General features: G+C 68.7%; 19 protein-coding genes. 17 read left to right on the forward strand and 2 right to left on the reverse strand.

The window, feature by feature from the left end:
• The first annotated feature begins 22 nt into the window (after positions 1-22).
• The 4 genes from ASD77_RS12595 to recO are packed head-to-tail and all read left to right on the forward strand — an operon-like array spanning position 23 to position 2,778.
• The gene (locus tag ASD77_RS12595; RefSeq protein ID WP_055943412.1) at positions 23-400 is read left to right on the forward strand and encodes a DUF4845 domain-containing protein; all 378 of its coding nucleotides are present in this window, start codon (positions 23-25) and stop codon (positions 398-400) included.
• A gap of 4 nt (positions 401-404) precedes the next feature.
• Positions 405-1,067, forward strand: coding sequence for a ribonuclease III (gene rnc / locus ASD77_RS12600; protein WP_055942173.1), 663 nt, complete (start codon positions 405-407; stop codon positions 1,065-1,067).
• A gap of 9 nt (positions 1,068-1,076) precedes the next feature.
• Positions 1,077-2,015, forward strand: coding sequence for a GTPase Era (era, locus tag ASD77_RS12605; protein WP_055942176.1), 939 nt, complete (start codon positions 1,077-1,079; stop codon positions 2,013-2,015).
• A 22-nt stretch (positions 2,016-2,037) separates the two neighbouring features.
• On the forward strand, positions 2,038-2,778 hold the full coding sequence (gene recO / locus ASD77_RS12610; protein ID WP_055942178.1) for a DNA repair protein RecO: 741 nt from the start codon (positions 2,038-2,040) through the stop codon (positions 2,776-2,778).
• Here recO and ASD77_RS12615 read toward each other — a convergent pair.
• A complete protein-coding gene (locus ASD77_RS12615) occupies positions 2,775-3,485 on the reverse strand; it encodes a response regulator (RefSeq protein ID WP_082563282.1) in 711 nt (236 codons plus the stop codon). The genes recO and ASD77_RS12615 overlap by 4 nt on opposite strands.
• Before the next feature lie 101 nt (positions 3,486-3,586).
• On the opposite strand from ASD77_RS12615, the gene rlmD reads away from it, so the two are divergent.
• The 11 genes from rlmD to ASD77_RS12665 all read left to right on the forward strand — a co-directional run bounded on the left by rlmD (position 3,587) and on the right by ASD77_RS12665 (position 13,861).
• Positions 3,587-4,954 (forward strand): 23S rRNA (uracil(1939)-C(5))-methyltransferase RlmD, encoded by a 1,368-nt coding sequence (gene rlmD / locus ASD77_RS12620; RefSeq protein ID WP_055942181.1) that lies wholly within the window; start codon positions 3,587-3,589, stop codon positions 4,952-4,954.
• Positions 4,955-5,053: 99 nt separating this feature from the next.
• Positions 5,054-5,548 carry a CYTH domain-containing protein gene (locus ASD77_RS12625; RefSeq protein WP_055942184.1) on the forward strand — a complete coding sequence of 165 codons (495 nt, stop codon included), beginning with the start codon at positions 5,054-5,056 and terminating at the stop codon, positions 5,546-5,548.
• 69 nt (positions 5,549-5,617) lie between these two features.
• Positions 5,618-5,761, forward strand: coding sequence for a DUF2256 domain-containing protein (locus ASD77_RS17800; RefSeq protein WP_082563283.1), 144 nt, complete (start codon positions 5,618-5,620; stop codon positions 5,759-5,761).
• On the forward strand, positions 5,758-7,317 hold the full coding sequence (locus ASD77_RS12630; RefSeq protein ID WP_082563284.1) for a cryptochrome/photolyase family protein: 1,560 nt from the start codon (positions 5,758-5,760) through the stop codon (positions 7,315-7,317). Before ASD77_RS17800 ends, ASD77_RS12630 begins: the two co-directional genes overlap by 4 nt.
• Before the next feature lie 105 nt (positions 7,318-7,422).
• Positions 7,423-8,430, forward strand: coding sequence for a beta-N-acetylhexosaminidase (gene nagZ / locus ASD77_RS12635; protein WP_055942187.1), 1,008 nt, complete (start codon positions 7,423-7,425; stop codon positions 8,428-8,430).
• A complete protein-coding gene (locus ASD77_RS12640) occupies positions 8,430-8,999 on the forward strand; it encodes a hypoxanthine-guanine phosphoribosyltransferase (protein WP_055942189.1) in 570 nt (189 codons plus the stop codon). Before nagZ ends, ASD77_RS12640 begins: the two co-directional genes overlap by 1 nt.
• A complete protein-coding gene (locus ASD77_RS12645; RefSeq protein WP_200947396.1) occupies positions 8,996-9,748 on the forward strand; it encodes an S-methyl-5'-thioinosine phosphorylase in 753 nt (250 codons plus the stop codon). The genes ASD77_RS12640 and ASD77_RS12645 overlap by 4 nt, the downstream gene beginning before the upstream one ends.
• 90 nt (positions 9,749-9,838) lie before the next feature.
• Entirely contained in the window at positions 9,839-10,045 is a 207-nt protein-coding gene (locus ASD77_RS12650; protein ID WP_055942196.1) for a cold-shock protein, read from the forward strand.
• Positions 10,046-10,144: 99 nt separating this feature from the next.
• Complete coding sequence (locus tag ASD77_RS12655) at positions 10,145-11,380, forward strand: NAD(P)/FAD-dependent oxidoreductase (protein WP_055942199.1); 1,236 nt, start codon at positions 10,145-10,147, stop codon at positions 11,378-11,380.
• 349 nt (positions 11,381-11,729) lie between these two features.
• A complete protein-coding gene (locus ASD77_RS12660; protein ID WP_055943415.1) occupies positions 11,730-13,358 on the forward strand; it encodes an acyl-CoA dehydrogenase family protein in 1,629 nt (542 codons plus the stop codon).
• Complete coding sequence (locus tag ASD77_RS12665) at positions 13,355-13,861, forward strand: L,D-transpeptidase family protein (protein ID WP_055942203.1); 507 nt, start codon at positions 13,355-13,357, stop codon at positions 13,859-13,861. The genes ASD77_RS12660 and ASD77_RS12665 overlap by 4 nt, the downstream gene beginning before the upstream one ends.
• Before the next feature lie 12 nt (positions 13,862-13,873).
• On the opposite strand, the gene fabR is transcribed toward ASD77_RS12665, so the two are convergent.
• Entirely contained in the window at positions 13,874-14,530 is a 657-nt protein-coding gene (gene fabR / locus ASD77_RS12670) for an HTH-type transcriptional repressor FabR (protein ID WP_055943419.1), read from the reverse strand.
• Positions 14,531-14,632: 102 nt separating this feature from the next.
• Here fabR and ASD77_RS12675 point away from each other — a divergent pair, with 102 nt between their 5' ends.
• Both ASD77_RS12675 and ASD77_RS12680 read left to right on the forward strand, forming a co-directional pair.
• The gene (locus tag ASD77_RS12675) at positions 14,633-15,736 is read left to right on the forward strand and encodes a ferredoxin reductase (protein WP_055942206.1); all 1,104 of its coding nucleotides are present in this window, start codon (positions 14,633-14,635) and stop codon (positions 15,734-15,736) included.
• Positions 15,736-16,896, forward strand: coding sequence for an acyl-CoA desaturase (locus ASD77_RS12680; RefSeq protein ID WP_055942211.1), 1,161 nt, complete (start codon positions 15,736-15,738; stop codon positions 16,894-16,896). Before ASD77_RS12675 ends, ASD77_RS12680 begins: the two co-directional genes overlap by 1 nt.
• The last annotated feature ends 42 nt before the right edge of the window (positions 16,897-16,938 follow it).

Here is a 16,938-nt window from a genome sequence, read left to right on the forward strand (position 1 = left end):
CGGGGACGGACGGGGGATGACGATGAAGCGCAAGCAGAGTGGCATGACGTTGTTGAGCTTTGTGATGGTGCTGGCCGTGGTGGGCTTTGCGGCCTACATCGCGATGCGGCTGTTCCCGATGTACCAGGAGTACTACGCGGTCAAGTCGTCCATGAAGGGGCTGGCCAACGAGGCCGGCGTGTCCGACATGGACCCGGGCCGCATCAATGAGTTGTTCTTCCGGCGCCTGGACATCAACTACGCGACCAACATCAAACCTTCGCACGTGAAGATCGAGCGTATGGAAGGCGGCTGGAACATGAAGGTCAGCTACGAAGTGCGCCGCCCGCTGGTGGGCAACCTCGACGTGGTGGGCAACTTCAACGCCGAGCAGGCGATGACGCGTCGCGGCGCGGACTAAGGGCTTGGCGGTTGACCGCATCGGTCATGTGTTCGCTGACCAGGGCCTGCTTGCGCAGGCCCTGACCCATCGCAGTGCGGGGGCACCGCACAACGAGCGCCTGGAATTCCTCGGCGACAGCATCGTCAACTTCCTGGTCGCCGAGACCCTGTTCCAACGCTGGCCCAAGGCCGACGAAGGCGCCCTGACCCGCGCCCGCGCCGAACTAGTGCGCGAAGCCTCGCTGGCCACCATCGCGCGCCACCTGCAACTGGGCGAGCGCCTGACGATGGGGCCGGGAGAGATGAAATCCGGCGGCCACCGGCGCGACTCGATCCTGGCCGATGCGCTGGAAGCCGTGGTCGCGGCGATCTACCTGGACAGCAGTTTCGAGGTCTGCCGCGCCGTGGTACTGCCGTGGTTCGAGGAATCGCTGGCGGCGCTGCCGGTCGGGCGGCCCGAGAAGGACGCCAAGACCCGGCTGCAGGAATGGCTGCAGGGACGCCAGCGTCCGCTGCCGGTGTACGAACTGGTGTCGGAAAGCGGCGACGACCACGCCAAACTCTTCCTCGCGCGCTGCACCACGCTGGATCCGCCGCTGGCGGCCGACGGCGAGGGCACCTCGCGCCGCAACGCCGAGCAGGTCGCCGCCGCGGCGCTGCTCGACAAGCTCGATATCTCGAAGTGAGTCCTCCCGGTGAGTAAATCCCCCCCCTTCCGCAGCGGCAGTGTCGCCGTCATCGGTCGCCCCAACGTGGGCAAGTCCACGCTGACCAACGCCCTGGTCGGCGCCAAGGTCAGCATCACCTCCAACCGGCCGCAGACCACGCGGCACCGCCTGCTCGGCATCGCGACCTTCGCGGCGGGCAAGGACCGCCCGGCGGGGCAGATCGTGCTGGTCGACACACCCGGCCTGCACAAGCAGCAGGGCAAGTTCTCCGCCTCGGCGATGAGCCGGGTGATGAACCGAGCCGCACGCGGCGCACTGGAGGAGGTCGACGCCGCCCTGATGGTGGTCGAAGCCGGTCGCTGGGACGACGAGGACACGCTGGCCTACAACGTGTTGCGCGATGCCGGCATCCCGGTGGTGCTGGTGGTCAACAAGGTCGACCGGATCAAGGAGAAGGCGGCGATGCTGCCCTTCCTGGCCGAGGTCGGGCAGGACCGCGCGTTCGCGGCGGTGCATCCGGTGTCGGCACTGAAGCGCAACGGTCTCGAGGCGCTGGTGAAGGACATCCTGGCCTTGCTGCCGGAGCAGCCGCCGATGTTCGGCGAGGACGAGATCACCGACCGCAGCGAGCGTTTCCTCGCCGCCGAGCTGGTGCGCGAGCAACTGATGCGCCAGCTCGGCGCGGAACTGCCGTACGCCACCACCGTCGAGATCGAGAACTTCACCACCGAGGCGTCGCCCAAGGGCGAACTGGCCCGCATCGGTGCGGTGATCTGGGTGGAGCGCGAGAGCCAGAAGGCCATCGTGATCGGCAAGGGCGGCGCGCGGCTGAAGGAGATCGGCAGCAAGTCGCGCCAGCAGATGGAGCATCTGTTCGGCCGCAAGGTCTTCCTGGAGACCTGGGTGCGCGTGCGCGAAGGCTGGTCCGATGACGAGACCGCGCTGAAGGCCTTCGGATACGAGTGAGCCACCGGTCGGGCCCGGTTGCATGCGCCTGAGCGATACCGCCTTTGTCCTGCATGCGCGCCCCTGGCGCGAGACCAGCCTGCTGGTGGAAGCGCTGGGCCGCGAGCACGGCCGGCTTGGCCTGATCGCGCGCGGCGTGCAGGGACCGAAGAAGCATGTCCTGCGCGCGGCCCTGCAACCGCTGCAGCTGATCCGCCTCGATGGCGACCTACGTGGCGAACTGGCGCGACTGGTGGGCGCCGAAGCGCTCGATGCCGCGCCCCAGCCCGCCGGCGACGCCATGTTGGCCGCGTTCTATCTCAACGAACTGGTGCTGCGGCTGGCGCCGCGCCACGATCCCGTGCCCGACCTGTTCGATGCCTACGCGCGTGCACGCGAGCAGCTGCGGCAGCGTGAGGGACTGGCGTGGTCGCTGCGCCGCTTCGAGCGCGACCTGGTCGAGGCGCTGGGGTTCGGCTTCGCACTCGATTGCGATGGCGACGGCGATCCTATCGACCCGGCCGCACGCTACCGGCTGGATCCCGAGCACGGGCCGCGACGGCTGCGCAGCGATCGCGGCCACGAAGAGCGCAGCCAGGCGGCGACCGGCCGTGCGCTGCTGGCCTTGGCCGAAGACGTGCTGCCGTTGCCCGACGACCTGGCGAGCCTGCGGCTGCCGATGCGGTCGGTGCTGGCCCACCACCTTGGGCCGCGCGGCCTGAAATCATGGGAAATGATCGGTGAACTGGGCCGGCTGAAGCGCCCCGGCAACGCGACCGACTAGCGCCGTGAGGCCGGCGGCGCGAGCAGGCGTTCGCAGGCGGCCACGAATGCCTCGCGCAAGGTCGCGTCGGTCGGCGCGGCATGCCAGCGTGAAGCGATGTCCGCCAAGGCCGTGGCGCCGGCGAAGCCGCAGCTGGCCTGCAACCGGTGAAGCTGGGCGCGCAGCGTCGCCTCGTCTGCGCGGGCGAATGCCTCCAGGCAGGCGTTCCGCGTCGCAGGCAGCTCGGAGAGGAACAGTTGCCGCAGTGTCGCCACGTGCTCCCGGTTGCCGGCCAGGGCGGCGAGCGCCGCGGCGTCGTCCCAGTCCGGAGGCGCCGACGGCAGGCTTCTTCCGGACCCGGCCAGCGCCGCACGTACCGCGCCCCGCAATGACTGGGCCGAGAGCGGCTTGACCAGCACATCGGCAAAGCCCGCCTGCAACAGGTGCGCGCGCGTGGCCAGGCCGGGGTCGGCGGTATGCGCCAGCGCGCACGTCGAGGCGCCGGAGGCGCGCAGCTGCCGCAACAGGGCCGCCCCACTGCCATCGGGCAGGTTGGCATCGATCAGCCATGCGTCGAACGGTCCGCTGGCCGCCCGCGCCTGCGCGCAGTCCGCCGCGACCTGCACGTTCGCCGGCAAGCCCTCCAGTGCGGCGGACAGGAACAGCGCGCTGATCGGATCGTCTTCCACCAGCAGTATCGAGGGCATCGTGCCGTGGGCGAGGGACATGGTCGGGCTTCCTGCGGACTGGTCGCATCTTAGCCTCGGGAAGCGCCGCCGGTGGCCATGCGACAATGCCGCCCCGCCAAATGCCTGCAGCCTGACGCCACGTGGCACGCAACCGCCCCCCCCGCATCGACAAGACCCCCTTTGAAGCCCGCATCACCGACCTGACCCACGACGGACGCGGCGTGGCCCGTCGCGACGGCAAGGCCGTGTTCGTGTCGGGTGCCTTGCCCGGTGAGCGGGTGATGGCCGAACAGACGGCGAAGAACCGCCATTTCGATGAGGCCAGGACGCTCGATGTGCTGGAAGCGTCGCCCGACCGCGTCACGCCGCGCTGCCCGCATTTCGGCACCTGCGGCGGCTGCGTGCTGCAGCATCTGGACGAAACGCGGCAGATCGAAGCCAAGCAGCGCGTGCTGCTGGACAACCTGGAGCGCATCGGCCATGTGACGCCGAAGACCGTGCTGCCGCCGCTGACGGGCGCCGCATGGGGATATCGCCGCAAGGGCCGATTCTCGGTGCGCCGGGTCAACAAGAAGGACAAGACCCTGGTCGGTTTCCGCGAACAGGATCCACGCTTCGTGGCCGACCTGTCCGAATGCCATACCGTCATCCCGCAGATCGGTAGCCGGGTGGCCGATCTCGCCGCGCTGGTCGACAGCCTGGACGCACGCGAACACATCCCGCAGATCGAGTTCATCGCCGGTGACGCGCGTGCCGACTTCAGCGGTATCGCTCTGGTGTTCCGCCACCTGCAGCCGCTGGGCGACGACGACCGCGCCAGGCTCGTCGCGTTTGCCCAGGCCAGCGGCTTCGCACTCTTTCTGCAGCCGGGCGGGCTGGAAAGCGTGCATCCGCTCTGGCCCGAGGCCCCGCAGCTGGCATTCGCGCTGGCACCGTGGGACGTGTCGCTGGCCTTCCGTCCGCTGGATTTCATCCAGGTCAATGCCGCGCTCAACGAGAAGATGATCGCGCGCACCTTCGAACTGCTCGATCCGCAGCCGCAGGACCGCGTGCTGGACCTGTTCTGCGGCCTCGGCAACTTCACCCTGCCGATGGCGCGCCTGGTGGGCGAAGTGGTCGGTGTGGAAGGCGATGCCGGGCTGGTGGCGCGTGCGCGCGACAACGCGCAGCGCAACGCCCTGCCGAACGCGCAGTTCCATGCCGCCGACCTGACCCAGGACCAGCGCGGCACGGCGTGGATGCGGCAGGGCCCCTCGACAGGGCTCGGGACAGGCTTCAACAAGCTGCTGCTGGACCCGCCACGTTCCGGCGCCATCGAGGTGCTGCAGCAACTGCCACTGAAACAGTTCGACCGTATCGTCTACGTCAGCTGCCATCCTGGTTCGCTGGCGCGCGACGCGGGTTATCTGGTCAACGAGCAGGGATATTCGCTTGTTTCTGCAGGGGTGATGGATATGTTCCCGCATACCGCACACGTCGAGTCCATCGCCTTGTTTGAACGGCTGTGATTCGTGATTCGCAAGAGCGGACTTTGTACTGCTCCGGGTGGTGAAGTTGTCATCCAGTTCGCGTCAATCACCTATCACTAATCACGAATCACGAATCCCATGGCTCTAGAGATCGAACGGAAATTCCTGGTGACCGGCGAGGGCTGGCGCGCCGCCGCGCACGCGGTGGTGCCGATGGCGCAGGGCTACATCAACGACATGGGTGCGATGGATCGCGGCGAGCAGAAGGCATCGGTGCGCGTGCGCATCCAGGGCGAGGAGGCCTACCTGAACCTGAAATCGCGCGAACTCGGGCACACCCGGCAGGAGTTCGACTACCCCATTCCGGTGGACGATGCGCGCGCGCTGCTGGCGCTGTGCGTGGGGGGGCTGGTCGACAAGCGTCGCCATCTGGTGCGCCATGCCGGGCACCTGTGGGAAGTGGATGAGTTTCTCGGCGACAACGCAGGATTGGTGGTGGCGGAGATCGAGCTCGATCACGCTGACGAAGCCTTCGAGCGGCCCGACTGGCTGGCGGGCGAAGTCACCGACGATCTGCGTTACTACAACCTGGCGCTCGCCAGCCGCCCCTATCGAAACTGGCCGCGGGATTGAGTCCGCAGTAGGCGCATCCGGCGGTGGCACGCGCGCGTAGGAGCCGCTACGTAACTGCCATCCCGATCCATGCGCCGCAAGTCCGACCTCCCCAGCAAGCCCTGTCGCACCTGTGGCCGCCCGTTCACCTGGCGGCGCAAATGGCGCGATGTCTGGGATGAGGTTGCCTACTGCTCCGAGCGCTGCAGGCGGCAGCGCAGGGCGCGCCAATGACGTCGCCCGCGCGGACATCGGCTCCGGCCCGCACGTTGCGCCTGGTGCTGGGCGATCAGCTGGACCCGCAGCATCCCTGGTTCGCGCGCGTCGATCCCGGCGTGATCCACGTACTGATGGAGATCCGGCAGGAAACCGACTACGTGCTGCACCATGCGCAGAAGATCCTGGCGATCTTCGCGGCCATGCGCGCGTTCGCGGCACGCCTGCGCTCCGCCGGCCATCGCGTGCATTACCTGGCCATCGATGATCCCGGCAACCGCCAGCGGCTGACCGCCAATCTGCAGGCGCTGCTGGCGCAGTACGGTGCCGGCACGTTCGCCTACCAGCCGGCCGACGAGTGGCGGCTGGATGCGCAGCTCCTGCAGTGGACGGCGTCCCTCGATATCGCGGTCGAACGCGCCGCCGACGTGCATTTCCTCGCGGCCCGCGAGGAGGCCGGTCGATTGTTCGGTGCGCGCAAGCAGTGGCGCATGGAGACCTTCTATCGCGCGATGCGACAGAAGCACGGCGTGCTGCTCGAGCCCGACGGCACGCCGGCGGGCGGGCGCTGGAACTTCGACCGCGACAACCGGGCGGCCTGGTCCGGCACGCCGCCCGAGCCGGTGGACTGGCGCAGGGCGCACGACCATCGCGCACTGTGGACGACCATCGAAGCGGCCGGCGTCGGCAGCTTCGGCGATCCGCAGGCCGGAGCCCTGCGCTGGCCGCTGGACCGCGACGAAGCGCTGGCGGACCTGGAGGCGTTCGTCGCGCACGCGCTGCCGTGGTTCGGGCAGTTCCAGGACGCGATGAGCACGCGCGCGCCACGCCTGTTCCACTCGCTGCTGTCGTTCGCACTGAACACCAAGATGCTGCGGCCGGCGGAGGTGATCGCGCGCGCCGAGACGGCCTGGCGCGAGGGCAGGGCACCGCTGGAGGCGGTCGAAGGCTTCATCCGCCAGATCCTGGGATGGCGCGAGTACGTGCGCGGCGTGTACTGGTCGAAGATGCCGGGCTATGGGGAACTGAATCACTTCGGCCACGCCACGCCGCTACCTGACTGGTTCTGGACAGGGCGCGTGCGCATGCGCTGCCTGGCGGAGGCCGTGGGCCAGTCGCTGTCGCAGGCGCATGCGCACCACATCCAGCGGCTGATGGTGATCGGGAATTTCTCGCTGCTTGCGGGTCTGGATCCGCAGGCGCTGCATCGCTGGTACCTGGGCGTCTACATCGATGCGTTCGAGTGGGTGGAACTGCCCAACACGCTGGGCATGAGCCAGTTCGGCGACGGCGGCCTGCTGGCCAGCAAGCCGTACGTGAGCGGCAGTGCCTATCTGGACCGGATGAGCGATTACTGCCGCGGCTGTCCGTATGACCGTCGGCAGCGCACCGGTGCACGCGCCTGTCCGTTCAACGCGCTGTACTGGAACTTCCTGGACCGCAACCGCGACACGCTGGGGCGCAATCCGCGCCTGGCGATGCCCTACCGCCAGCTCGCACGCATGGACACGGCCACGCGCGACGCGCTATCGGCGCACGCCCGCCACGTGCGCGGCACGCTGGCATCGCTCTGAGGCGGTGCGCCGGCTGCGTGAACGTCGCTGTCTGACGGCCGCGCGGGCTTCTGCGACAATGCAGGCCCCGCGCCCCCGGGCGCCGCCCATGAGGCTTCCAACGCAATGCTTGTCATCGGCATCGCCGGCACCGAACTCACCGCGCAGGAGCGCAACTGGCTGCAGCACGACGCCGTCGCCGGCGTCATCCTGTTCACCCGCAACTTCGCCTCGCGCGCGCAGGTGGCGGAACTGTCGCAGGCCATCCGTGCCGCGGCCCCGCGCCCGCAACTGGTCTGCGTGGACCAGGAGGGCGGCCGCGTGCAGCGTTTCCGCGAGGGCTACAGCGACCTGCCCGCGCTGGAGGTCTTCGGCAAGCGCTACGCGCAGGATCCGCAGGCCGCGCTGCAGCGCGCCGAGGAACACGCCTGGCTGATGGCCAGCGAGATCCTCGCCAGCGGCGTCGACCTGAGCTTCGCACCGGTCGTCGACCTGGCACGCGGCAACCGCGCCATCGGCAACCGCGCGTTCGATGCCGATCCGCAGATCGTCGCCGAATTCACCCGCGCCTACGTGCGCGGGATGCACGCCGCAGGCATGGCCGCCACGCTGAAGCATTTCCCCGGCCACGGCACCGTGCTGGAAGACACGCACTTCGACGATGCCGTCGACCCGCGTCCGCTGGACGTGCTGCGGGCCGAGGACCTGGTCCCGTTCGTCGCCGGCATCGAGGCCAAGGCCGACGCGGTGATGATGGGCCACGTGAAGTATCCGGCCGTCGCACCGGAGCCGGCGGGCTACTCGCCATTCTGGATCCAGCAGGTCCTGCGCGAGGAGATGGGTTTCCGTGGCGTGGTGTTCTCGGACGACATCGGCATGGCCGCGGCGTTCTCCGCCGGCGGCGTCAAGCAGCGCATCCACGATCACCTGGATGCCGGCTGCGACGTGGTGCTGGTGTGCTCGCCGAAGCTGGTGGACGAATCGCTGAAGGCCGTGGAAGGCCGTGCCTTGAACACCGCCGCTGTGCTCGGCGTGCTGGGACGCGGCGCGCTGGGATGGGATGGACTGATCGCCGACGCGCGCTATGGGGACGCGCAGGCGCGCGTGATCGACAACATCAAGGGAGGGGTCTGATGGAATCGCTGGGCAATCCGCGACCGAAGCTGGCCGATGCGCTGGCCAACGCCGACCTGCTGGTCGACCGCGCCACGATCGATCGCGCCATCACGCAGATGGCCACGCCCATCGCGCGCGACTACGCCGGCGAAGTACCGGTCTACCTGACCATCATGCATGGCGCGCTGCCGTTCGCCGGCCAACTGGCGCTGGAACTCGGTGCGCTGGGGCTGGACCTGGAATTCGACTACCTGCACGCCACCCGCTACCGCGGCGAGACCACCGGCGGCGAACTGGTATGGAAGCACCGTCCTGCGACGGCGCTGTACGGCCGCCGCGTGCTGCTGGTCGACGACATCCTCGACGAAGGCCACACCCTGCTGGCGGTCAAGCAGTGGTGCATGGAACAGGGCGCCACCGACGTGCGCATCGCCGCGCTGACCACCAAGCAGCACGACCGCTGCGTGGCAGGCATCTGCGCCGACTACGTGGGCCTGGAAGTGGCGGACCGCTACGTGTTCGGCTTCGGCATGGACTACCACGAGCAGGGCCGCAACCTGCCGGGCATCTACGCGTTGAAGGAATGAGCATGGCCGACATCGCGCTCGCCATCATCGGCGGCACCGGCGTCTACACGCTGGCCGACCTGCAGGACGTGGAGACGCGGGAACTGCATACCCGCTTCGGCGCACCGTCGGGGCCCGTCCGCATCGGCACGCTGTCGGGCCAGCGCGTGGCCTTCCTGGCACGCCATGGCGAGGGACATTCGGTGCCGCCGCACCAGGTCAACTACCGCGCCAACCTGCAGGCACTCAAGGAGCTGGGCGCGACCCGCGTGCTGGCGCTCAATACCGTCGGCGGCATCACCGATGCCTGCGGACCGCGCGTGCTGGCCTGCCCGGACCAACTGATCGACTACACCTGGGGCCGCATCTCGACGATCTGCGAAGAGCCCGGCAGCGAGGTGCTGCATGTGGACTTCGGCGATCCGTACACGCATTTACTTCGTCAGCAGATCCTCGCAGCCGCCCGTGAGGCCGGTGTCGAGGTGGTCGATGGCGGCTGCTACGGGGCCACCCAGGGGCCACGCCTGGAGACGCGCGCGGAGATCCGCCGGATGCGCCGCGATGGCTGCGATCTGGTCGGCATGACGGGCATGCCCGAAGCCGGCCTGGCGCGGGAAATGGGCCTGCAATACGCGTGCCTGGCCATCGTCGCGAACTGGGCCGCCGGCTGCGGCACTGACGAGGAGATCACCATGGACGAAGTGCTGGCGAACGTGGCTGCGGCCTCGGCCGGCATCCCCGCCCTGGTGGCCGCGCTGGCACGCGGGTGATTGTCAACGCGCGCGGAGCTTTGCATACTCGCCGGGTGTGACGTCACGCCACACATTCCACCCGCATCCAGAAAAGGAAATACAAGCGCTATGCCGTACGGTACCGTGAAATGGTTCAACGATGCCAAGGGCTTCGGATTCATCGCGCCAGAAGATGGCAGCGCCGATGTCTTTGCGCACCACACCGCCATCAACAGCAAGGGCTTCCGCAGCCTGCAGGAAGGCCAGCGCGTCAGTTACGAGCTGACCCAGGGCCCGAAGGGTGCACAGGCGTCCAATATCACGCCGGCAGCCTGATCCAAGACGATTTTCTTGAACCCCGCTCCGGCGGGGTTTTTTAACGCCTGTCGTTTCCGCTACACCGGTTTACCGCACGACGAAGGACGCACGCGCGCCATGCAAGCCCAGCACATCGCGATCATCGGCTACGGCACGGCCGGCCAGGCGGCGGCGCTGTTGCTGGCGCGCGATGGCCACCGGGTCGAGGTGTTCGAGCGCGCACCGGAGCTCGGGCCGGTGGGCGCGGGCTTCCTGCTGCAGCCGACCGGGCTGCAGGTGCTGTGGGAACTGGGGCTGCTGCCCGAGGTGATGGCGCACGGCAGGCGCGTCAACCGGCTGTATGGCGAAACGCCGTGCGGACGCGCGGTGATGGATATGCGCTACGCGGGGCTGGATGCGCGCCTGTTCGGGGTCGGCATGCAGCGTGGCGCGCTGTTCGCGCTGCTGGCGTCCGCCTGGGCCGAACATGGGGAGGTGCATCGTGGCCACGCGATCGAGGAGGTGAGCGAGGACACCCGCCGCATCCGCGACCAGCATGGGCGCTGGCACGGTCCGTTCGACCTGGTCATCGCGGCGGACGGGTCGGGCTCGAAATTGCGCGCCTTCACCGGCGCAGTGAGGCGCGAGGCCGTCTATCCCTGGGGAGCGCTGTGGCGGCTGGTGCCGCAGGGCGACTGGGCCTGGGGCGACGAACTGCGGCAGCGCTACGTGGCGGCACGCAAGATGATCGGCCTGCTGCCGGTGGGCACGCGGCCCGGCGACGACACGCCGCGGCTCAGCTTTTTCTGGAGCCTGCCCATCGCGGACTTCGATGCTTGGCGGCTGCGTGGACTGCCGGCATGGCGCGACGAGATCGCCGGCCTGTGGCCCGACGCGGATGCCTGCCTGGCCGACATGGTGGATCCCGACGAGTTGGCGCGCGCGAGCTATCGCGACGTCACCCTGCGGCAGTGGCACCGCGACCGGCTGGTCGTGCTGGGCGACGCCGCCCACGGCATGAGTCCGCAACTGGGGCAGGGCGTCAACATGGCGCTGATGGATGCCCAGGCGCTGCGCGATGCGTTGCGCAGCGAACAGACCATCCCGGCCGCACTGCATGCCTATCAGCGCGAGCGCCAGGCGCATGTCGGCGTGTACCAGTTCTGGAGCCGCTGGCTGACGCCGATCTTCCAGTCCGACCAGGACTGGATCGCCCATGCCCGGGACATCGCCTTCCTGCCGGCGGGCCGCCTGCCGGGCGGGCGCGGCCACATGCTGCGCGTACTGAGCGGCACCCAGCACGGCTTCTTCGGCACGCTCAAGCTGAAAGCCGATTTCCTCCGCGCACTCACCGACCTCCGCCCTTCCCTGTAGGAGCGACGTCAGTCGCGACCGCACACCCTGAACGCATTGGACACGGATCAACATGGATCGATACGGATGAAAAGCCTTATCTATCCGATAGGTATCCGCTTTGATCCGTGTCAAAAAAATGATTCCACGCACACCCTGCGACCTCCGATTTTCGGTGTGGGAGCGACGTAAGTCGCGATTGCAGTACCAGGAGCGCATTGGACACGGATCAACGCGGATCAACCTGGACCAAAGGCCGTGTTGATCTGCAGCCAGTCGCCCTGATCCATGTCCTCTGCGGTTGCGCTCCGCGCTTAACGATCTCCGTCCCGATTCGTAAGAGAATCGCGGCATGCAGCGGGAGCCGACGATGCACGATCTTCCTCCGTTCGACACGCATCGCGTGGACAACCAGCCGCCGCCGTTCGAGCCGCGCGACCTGTGGGCGGACGATGTGGCGCTGCGCGAGGCCGTGGCCCGTGAGAGGGCCGACGCGTTTGCCGAACGACTCGCCGGCTACGGCGCATGGGCGGGCGATGAACTGTATCGGCTCGGCTTCGACGCCAACCGCGACCGCCCGCGCCTGCGTACGCATGACCGCGCCGGCCAGCGCATCGACACGGTCGAGTTCCATCCCGCCTATCACCGCCTGCTGGAGGTGGCGAAGACGCAGGGCGTCGCCGGCCTGTCGTGGCATGAGCCGGCGTCCGGCGCGCATGTCGCGCGCGCAGCACTGAGTTATCTGCATCACCAGGCCGAAGCCGGCACCAGCTGTCCGCTGACGATGACGCATGCGGCGGTACCGGTCCTGCAGCGCGAGCCGGGCCTGCGCGAATGGGCGGCAAAGGCGGCCGCACCGCACTACGACCCGCGTGACGTGCCCATCGCCGAAAAGGCCGGCATCACGCTGGGCATGGGCATGACCGAGAAGCAGGGCGGCTCCGACGTGCGGACGAACGCCACCACGGCCACGCCGGCCGACGACGGCACCTACGCCCTGCTCGGCCACAAGTGGTTCTTCTCCGCACCGATGAGCGACGGCTTCCTGGTGCTGGCGCAGGCGCCCGGCGGGCTGACCTGTTTCCTGATGCCGCGCCGCCTGGACGACGGCGGGAAGAATGCATTCCGATTGATGCGGCTCAAGGACAAGCTGGGCGATTGGGCCAACGCGTCCAGTGAGGTCGAGTTCACCGGTGCGCGCGCCTGGCGCGTGGGCGAGGAAGGGCGAGGCGTGGCGACCATCATCGAGATGGTGATGCTGACGCGGCTGGATTGCATGCTGGGCTCCGCCGCCGAGATGCGCATGGCCCTGGCGCAGGCGCTGCACCATGCGCGCCATCGCGTCGCGTTCGGCAAGCGGCTCGCCGACCATCCGCTGATGCGCAACGTGCTGGCCGACCTGGCGCTGGAGTCCGAAGCGGCGACCGCCTTCGCTTTGCGCGTGGCACACGCGGTCGACACGGCCGCCCGCGATCCTCACGAAGCGATGTTCGCGCGCGTCGCCACGGCGGTGGGCAAGTACTGGATCTGCAAGCGCGCGCCGGCATTCGTCAACGAAGCGCAAGAGTGCCTGGGCGGTGCGGGCTATGTGGAGGAATCGATCCTGCCGCGCCTCTACCGGCAGGCACCGCTCAATTCCATCTGGGAAGGCAGCGGCAACATCCAGTGTCTCGACGTACTGCGGGCGTTGTCGCGCGAGGCCGGCGCGCGAGAAGCGATCGTCAGCGAGCTTGCGTCGGCCATGGGCAGGGATACGGTCTACGACGTGTTCGTCGATCGCCTGCGCGGCGACCTGTCGTCGGCCAGCGAGGCAGGCGCCCGCCTGATCGTGGAGCGACTGGCTCTGGCCCTGCAGGCGGCGGTGCTGCTGCGGGCCGGCAGCCCGGCCGCCGCGCTGTTCGTGCGAAGCCGACTCGGCGGCGCGCATGGGCTGGCATTCGGCACGCTGCCCGACGACGCGGACCTCCGTCCGCTGCTGGCACGGGCGCTGCCCGCGTGAAGCCGTGGCGGTGGCCGCTCCTGTTGCTCGCGGCCTTCGGCCTGTCCTCGCAAGCGCGTGAGCGGGATCCATGGCCGCCACCGCTGTTGCCGGCCGTGCAGCAGGCCGATGCGATCCACGTCTACAAGGCACAGCGGCGCATGGACCTGCTGCGCGAGGGCCGGGTCATCGCGACCTACCGCGTCGTGCTGGGCGGCGCGCCGGTCGGACACAAGCGGCAGCAGGGCGACCGGCGCACGCCGGAAGGCGATTACCGCATCACCTACCGCAACGACCGCAGCCGCTTCCACCTGTCGCTGCGCATCTCATATCCGAACGAGGCCGACCGCCGGCAGGCCGCGGCGCGGGGTGTCGATCCCGGCGGCGACATCATGATCCATGGGGCGACGCCGCCCGGTTCGCGGACGGACTGGACCGAAGGCTGCATTGCGGTGACCAATGCGGAGATGGAGGCGGTCTGGCAGCGCGTGCCGGTGGGCACGCCGGTCCGCATCGGGCCGTGACGGGATCGCCGCTCAGCGTCCGCCGCCGCGCGAGGCGAGGGCGCGCGAGCCGGTGATGATCAGGCGGACCATTTCCGACAGCTGTTCGATCAGCTCCGGATCTTTCTCCGGCGGCAGGTCCATCGCGGTGGCGCCCATCGCGAACACCAGGCGGGTAATCGCCTTGGACACCAGGGCGGGTTCGTGCAGGGGCGCATTGTCGCGCGTCGCCAGCCGCACCAGGTCCATGCACAGTTCCTCTTCGAAGAACTGCAGTTCCCGTTCCACCGCATGCTTGAACGCATCCGAGCCCACGTTGCCCTCGCGCAGCAGCACGTGCAGCAGCTTGTCGTCGGCGCGCAGCTGCTCGATGAAGGCTTCCACCGAGCCGCGCACCACGCTGCGGTCGCTGCTGGTGGCGCGGTGCCGCGCCTCGCCGATGATCTTGCGCAGCGAGCGGCCGGCCAGGTCGATCAGCGCCACCGCCAGTTCGTCCATGTCCCGGAACTGGCGGTAGAAGCTGTTGGGGGCGATGCCGGCCTCGCGGGCGACCTCGCGCAGGCTCAGGGAGGAGACGCTGCGGTGCGGGCCGACCAGTTTCAGGGCGGCCGCCATCAGGTCTTCGCGCGAAATGGACGCCTTGCGGCCGGGGCCGTGGTCGTCCTGGAGCTGCGGTTGCGGGTTCGGGATCACGCGAGGGCGCCGGGCATACGGAGTAGTCGGGGCATCATAGCCCTGTAAATTAATATACAAGTGTATACACATGCGTCTTCACAGGGGTATAGTGAGGCCATGAACGCTCAGATCCGTCCGTCCCCACGCCGGCCCGGTCCCCTGAAACGCCTGCTCCGGCCGTTGGTGAAGCCGGATGTCTTCGATTTCTGGGCCACCCGTTTCCACCGCACCTGGACCTGGGAGCGCCCGCTGGCGCGGCTGGTCGCGCGCGAGGCCGCCTCTGCGGATGCCGTGACCCTGCTGTTCAAGCCCAATCGCCACTGGGCCGGCCATCGCGCCGGCCAGCACGTGAACCTGGGCATCGAGATCGACGGCGTGCGCCTGACCCGCAGCTACAGCCTGACCGCGCCGCCGCGTGCGGACGGGCTGCTGCCCGTCACGGTCAAGGCGATCGAGGGCGGCAAGGTCAGCCGGCATCTGTGCCGGGACGCCCGTCTCGGCGACATCGTCGACCTGGGCCCGGCCTTCGGCGAGCTGACGCTACCGGCGTCGCCCCAGGGCGCCTTCCTGCTGCTGGCCGCCGGCAGCGGCATCACCCCGCTGATGGCGCTGGTGCGCGAACTGGCCACGCAAGGCATGCCGGTAGACCTGACGCTGCTGTACTGGGTGCGCCGGCGCGAGGAAGCCTGCTTCCTCGATGAATTGCGCACGCTGGCCGCCGCCCACCCGCGCTTCCGCTTCCGGCTGCTGCTGACCCGGGATACCGCCGCGTCCAGCGATGAAGCCGAAGGCCGCATCGATGACGCCCTGCTCGGCGTGCACGCTGGCGACCTTGCCACGCAGCAGGCGATGGCCTGCGGCGCCGGCGGATTCGTCGAAGCCGCGCGTAACCTGCTGGCCTCGCGCGCGGCCACGTTCCAGGCCGAAGCCTTCACCGCGCCGCCGGTGACGGTCGTGGACGAAGGCGAGGTCGACATCCGCCTGCAACGCAGCGGACGCACACTGCGGGTAGCGCGCGGCGAGTCCCTGCTCGTGGCCCTGGAGCAGCAGGGACTGAAACCGCCGTCGGGCTGCCGCATGGGCATCTGCAACACCTGCGCCTGCGGCAAATCCGCCGGCAGCACGCGCCACCTGCCCAGTGGCGAGCTGATGCACGAACCCTCCCAGGCCTTGAAGCTGTGCATCCACAGCGCCGCCACCGACCTCGATCTGGATCTGTAATGGCCACCCCTTCCGTTTCCCGCAACCGCAAACTCAGCGCCGACGAACTGGACCGCTTCGGCCAGGAACTCGATGCGCTGCGCGCCCGCACTGTGGCGACCCTGGGCCAGCGTGATGCCCGCTACATCCGCAACGTGGTCAAGGCGGTGCGCTACGCCAATCTGGGCGGCCGCGTGCTGCTGTTCGCGGCGGCCGTGGCCGGTGGCCTGTGGCTGGCCGACAGCGCGGTGGGCTGGCTGTTCTGGGTGCTGTGGGCGCTGGGCGCGCTGTCGCTGGGCCTGGGCAAGATCCTGGAGAACATGGAGCTGGGGCACAACGTCATCCATGGCCAGTACGACTGGCTGGGCGACCCGCAGCTCAACGGCAAGACCTACGACTGGGACATCGTCGGCACCGCCGACAACTGGCGGCATACGCACAATTTCCGCCACCACACCTACACCAACGTGCGCGGGCTGGACGACGACATCGGCTACGGCCTGCTGCGCATCTTCCCCGAGCAGAAGTGGCGTCCTTTCTACCTGCTGCAGCCGGCGATCGCGGTGGTGTTCGCGCTGCTGTTCCAGTGGGGCATCGCCATCCAGGACCTGAAGCTGGGCCGCTGGTGGAGCGGCAAGATGTCGGGCAGGCAGCTGCGCCACAAGTCCGCGCCGGTCGTGCGCAAGATGGGCAAGCAGCTGGCCAAGGACTACGTGATCTACCCCGCGCTGGCCGGTCCGTTCTTCCTGCCGGTATTGCTGGGCAACATGGTGGCCAACGGGCTGCGCAACGTCTGGACCTACGTGATCATCTTCTGCGGGCATTTCACCGCCAACGCGGAAACCTTCCCGAAGGAATGCATCAAGAACGAGTCGCGCGGCCACTGGTACCTGCGCCAGCTGCGCGGCTCGTCCAACCTGCGCGGCGGCTTCCTGATCAACGTGCTGTCGGGCAACCTGAGCCACCAGATCGAGCACCACTTCTTCCCGGACGTCCCGGCCAACCGCTACGCGGAAATGGCCCGGGAAGTACGCGCCATCTGCGCGCGTTACGGCCAGCACTACAACACCGGCACGCTGCTCACGCAGTTCGGCCAGGTATGCTGGCGGATCGTGCGGCATGCGTTCCCCAGCCGCCCGCGTCCGATGCAGGCGCTGGTGCAGGCCGACGCGGCGGCGTAAGCGCGCACCGTCGGAGAGCATCGCGGGCCATGCCCGCGATGC

It is taken from the genome of Pseudoxanthomonas sp. Root65 (assembly GCF_001427635.1).
Taxonomy (GTDB): Bacteria; Pseudomonadota; Gammaproteobacteria; order Xanthomonadales; family Xanthomonadaceae; genus Pseudoxanthomonas_A.

Coding starts and splice junctions, on each gene's coding strand:
- ASD77_RS12625 (WP_055942184.1), top strand. CDS start 5,054: ATGGCTCTAGAGATCGAACGGAAATTCCTGGTGACCGGCGAGGGCTGG.
- recO (WP_055942178.1), top strand. CDS start 2,038: ATGCGCCTGAGCGATACCGCCTTTGTCCTGCATGCGCGCCCCTGGCGC.
- ASD77_RS12595 (WP_055943412.1), top strand. CDS start 23: ATGAAGCGCAAGCAGAGTGGCATGACGTTGTTGAGCTTTGTGATGGTG.
- ASD77_RS12655 (WP_055942199.1), top strand. CDS start 10,145: ATGCAAGCCCAGCACATCGCGATCATCGGCTACGGCACGGCCGGCCAG.
- ASD77_RS12650 (WP_055942196.1), top strand. CDS start 9,839: ATGCCGTACGGTACCGTGAAATGGTTCAACGATGCCAAGGGCTTCGGA.
- ASD77_RS12645 (WP_200947396.1), top strand. CDS start 8,996: ATGAGCATGGCCGACATCGCGCTCGCCATCATCGGCGGCACCGGCGTC.
- ASD77_RS12660 (WP_055943415.1), top strand. CDS start 11,730: ATGCACGATCTTCCTCCGTTCGACACGCATCGCGTGGACAACCAGCCG.
- ASD77_RS12615 (WP_082563282.1), bottom strand. CDS start 3,485: ATGTCCCTCGCCCACGGCACGATGCCCTCGATACTGCTGGTGGAAGAC.
- ASD77_RS12680 (WP_055942211.1), top strand. CDS start 15,736: ATGGCCACCCCTTCCGTTTCCCGCAACCGCAAACTCAGCGCCGACGAA.
- ASD77_RS17800 (WP_082563283.1), top strand. CDS start 5,618: ATGCGCCGCAAGTCCGACCTCCCCAGCAAGCCCTGTCGCACCTGTGGC.
- ASD77_RS12675 (WP_055942206.1), top strand. CDS start 14,633: ATGAACGCTCAGATCCGTCCGTCCCCACGCCGGCCCGGTCCCCTGAAA.
- ASD77_RS12630 (WP_082563284.1), top strand. CDS start 5,758: ATGACGTCGCCCGCGCGGACATCGGCTCCGGCCCGCACGTTGCGCCTG.
- nagZ (WP_055942187.1), top strand. CDS start 7,423: ATGCTTGTCATCGGCATCGCCGGCACCGAACTCACCGCGCAGGAGCGC.
- ASD77_RS12640 (WP_055942189.1), top strand. CDS start 8,430: ATGGAATCGCTGGGCAATCCGCGACCGAAGCTGGCCGATGCGCTGGCC.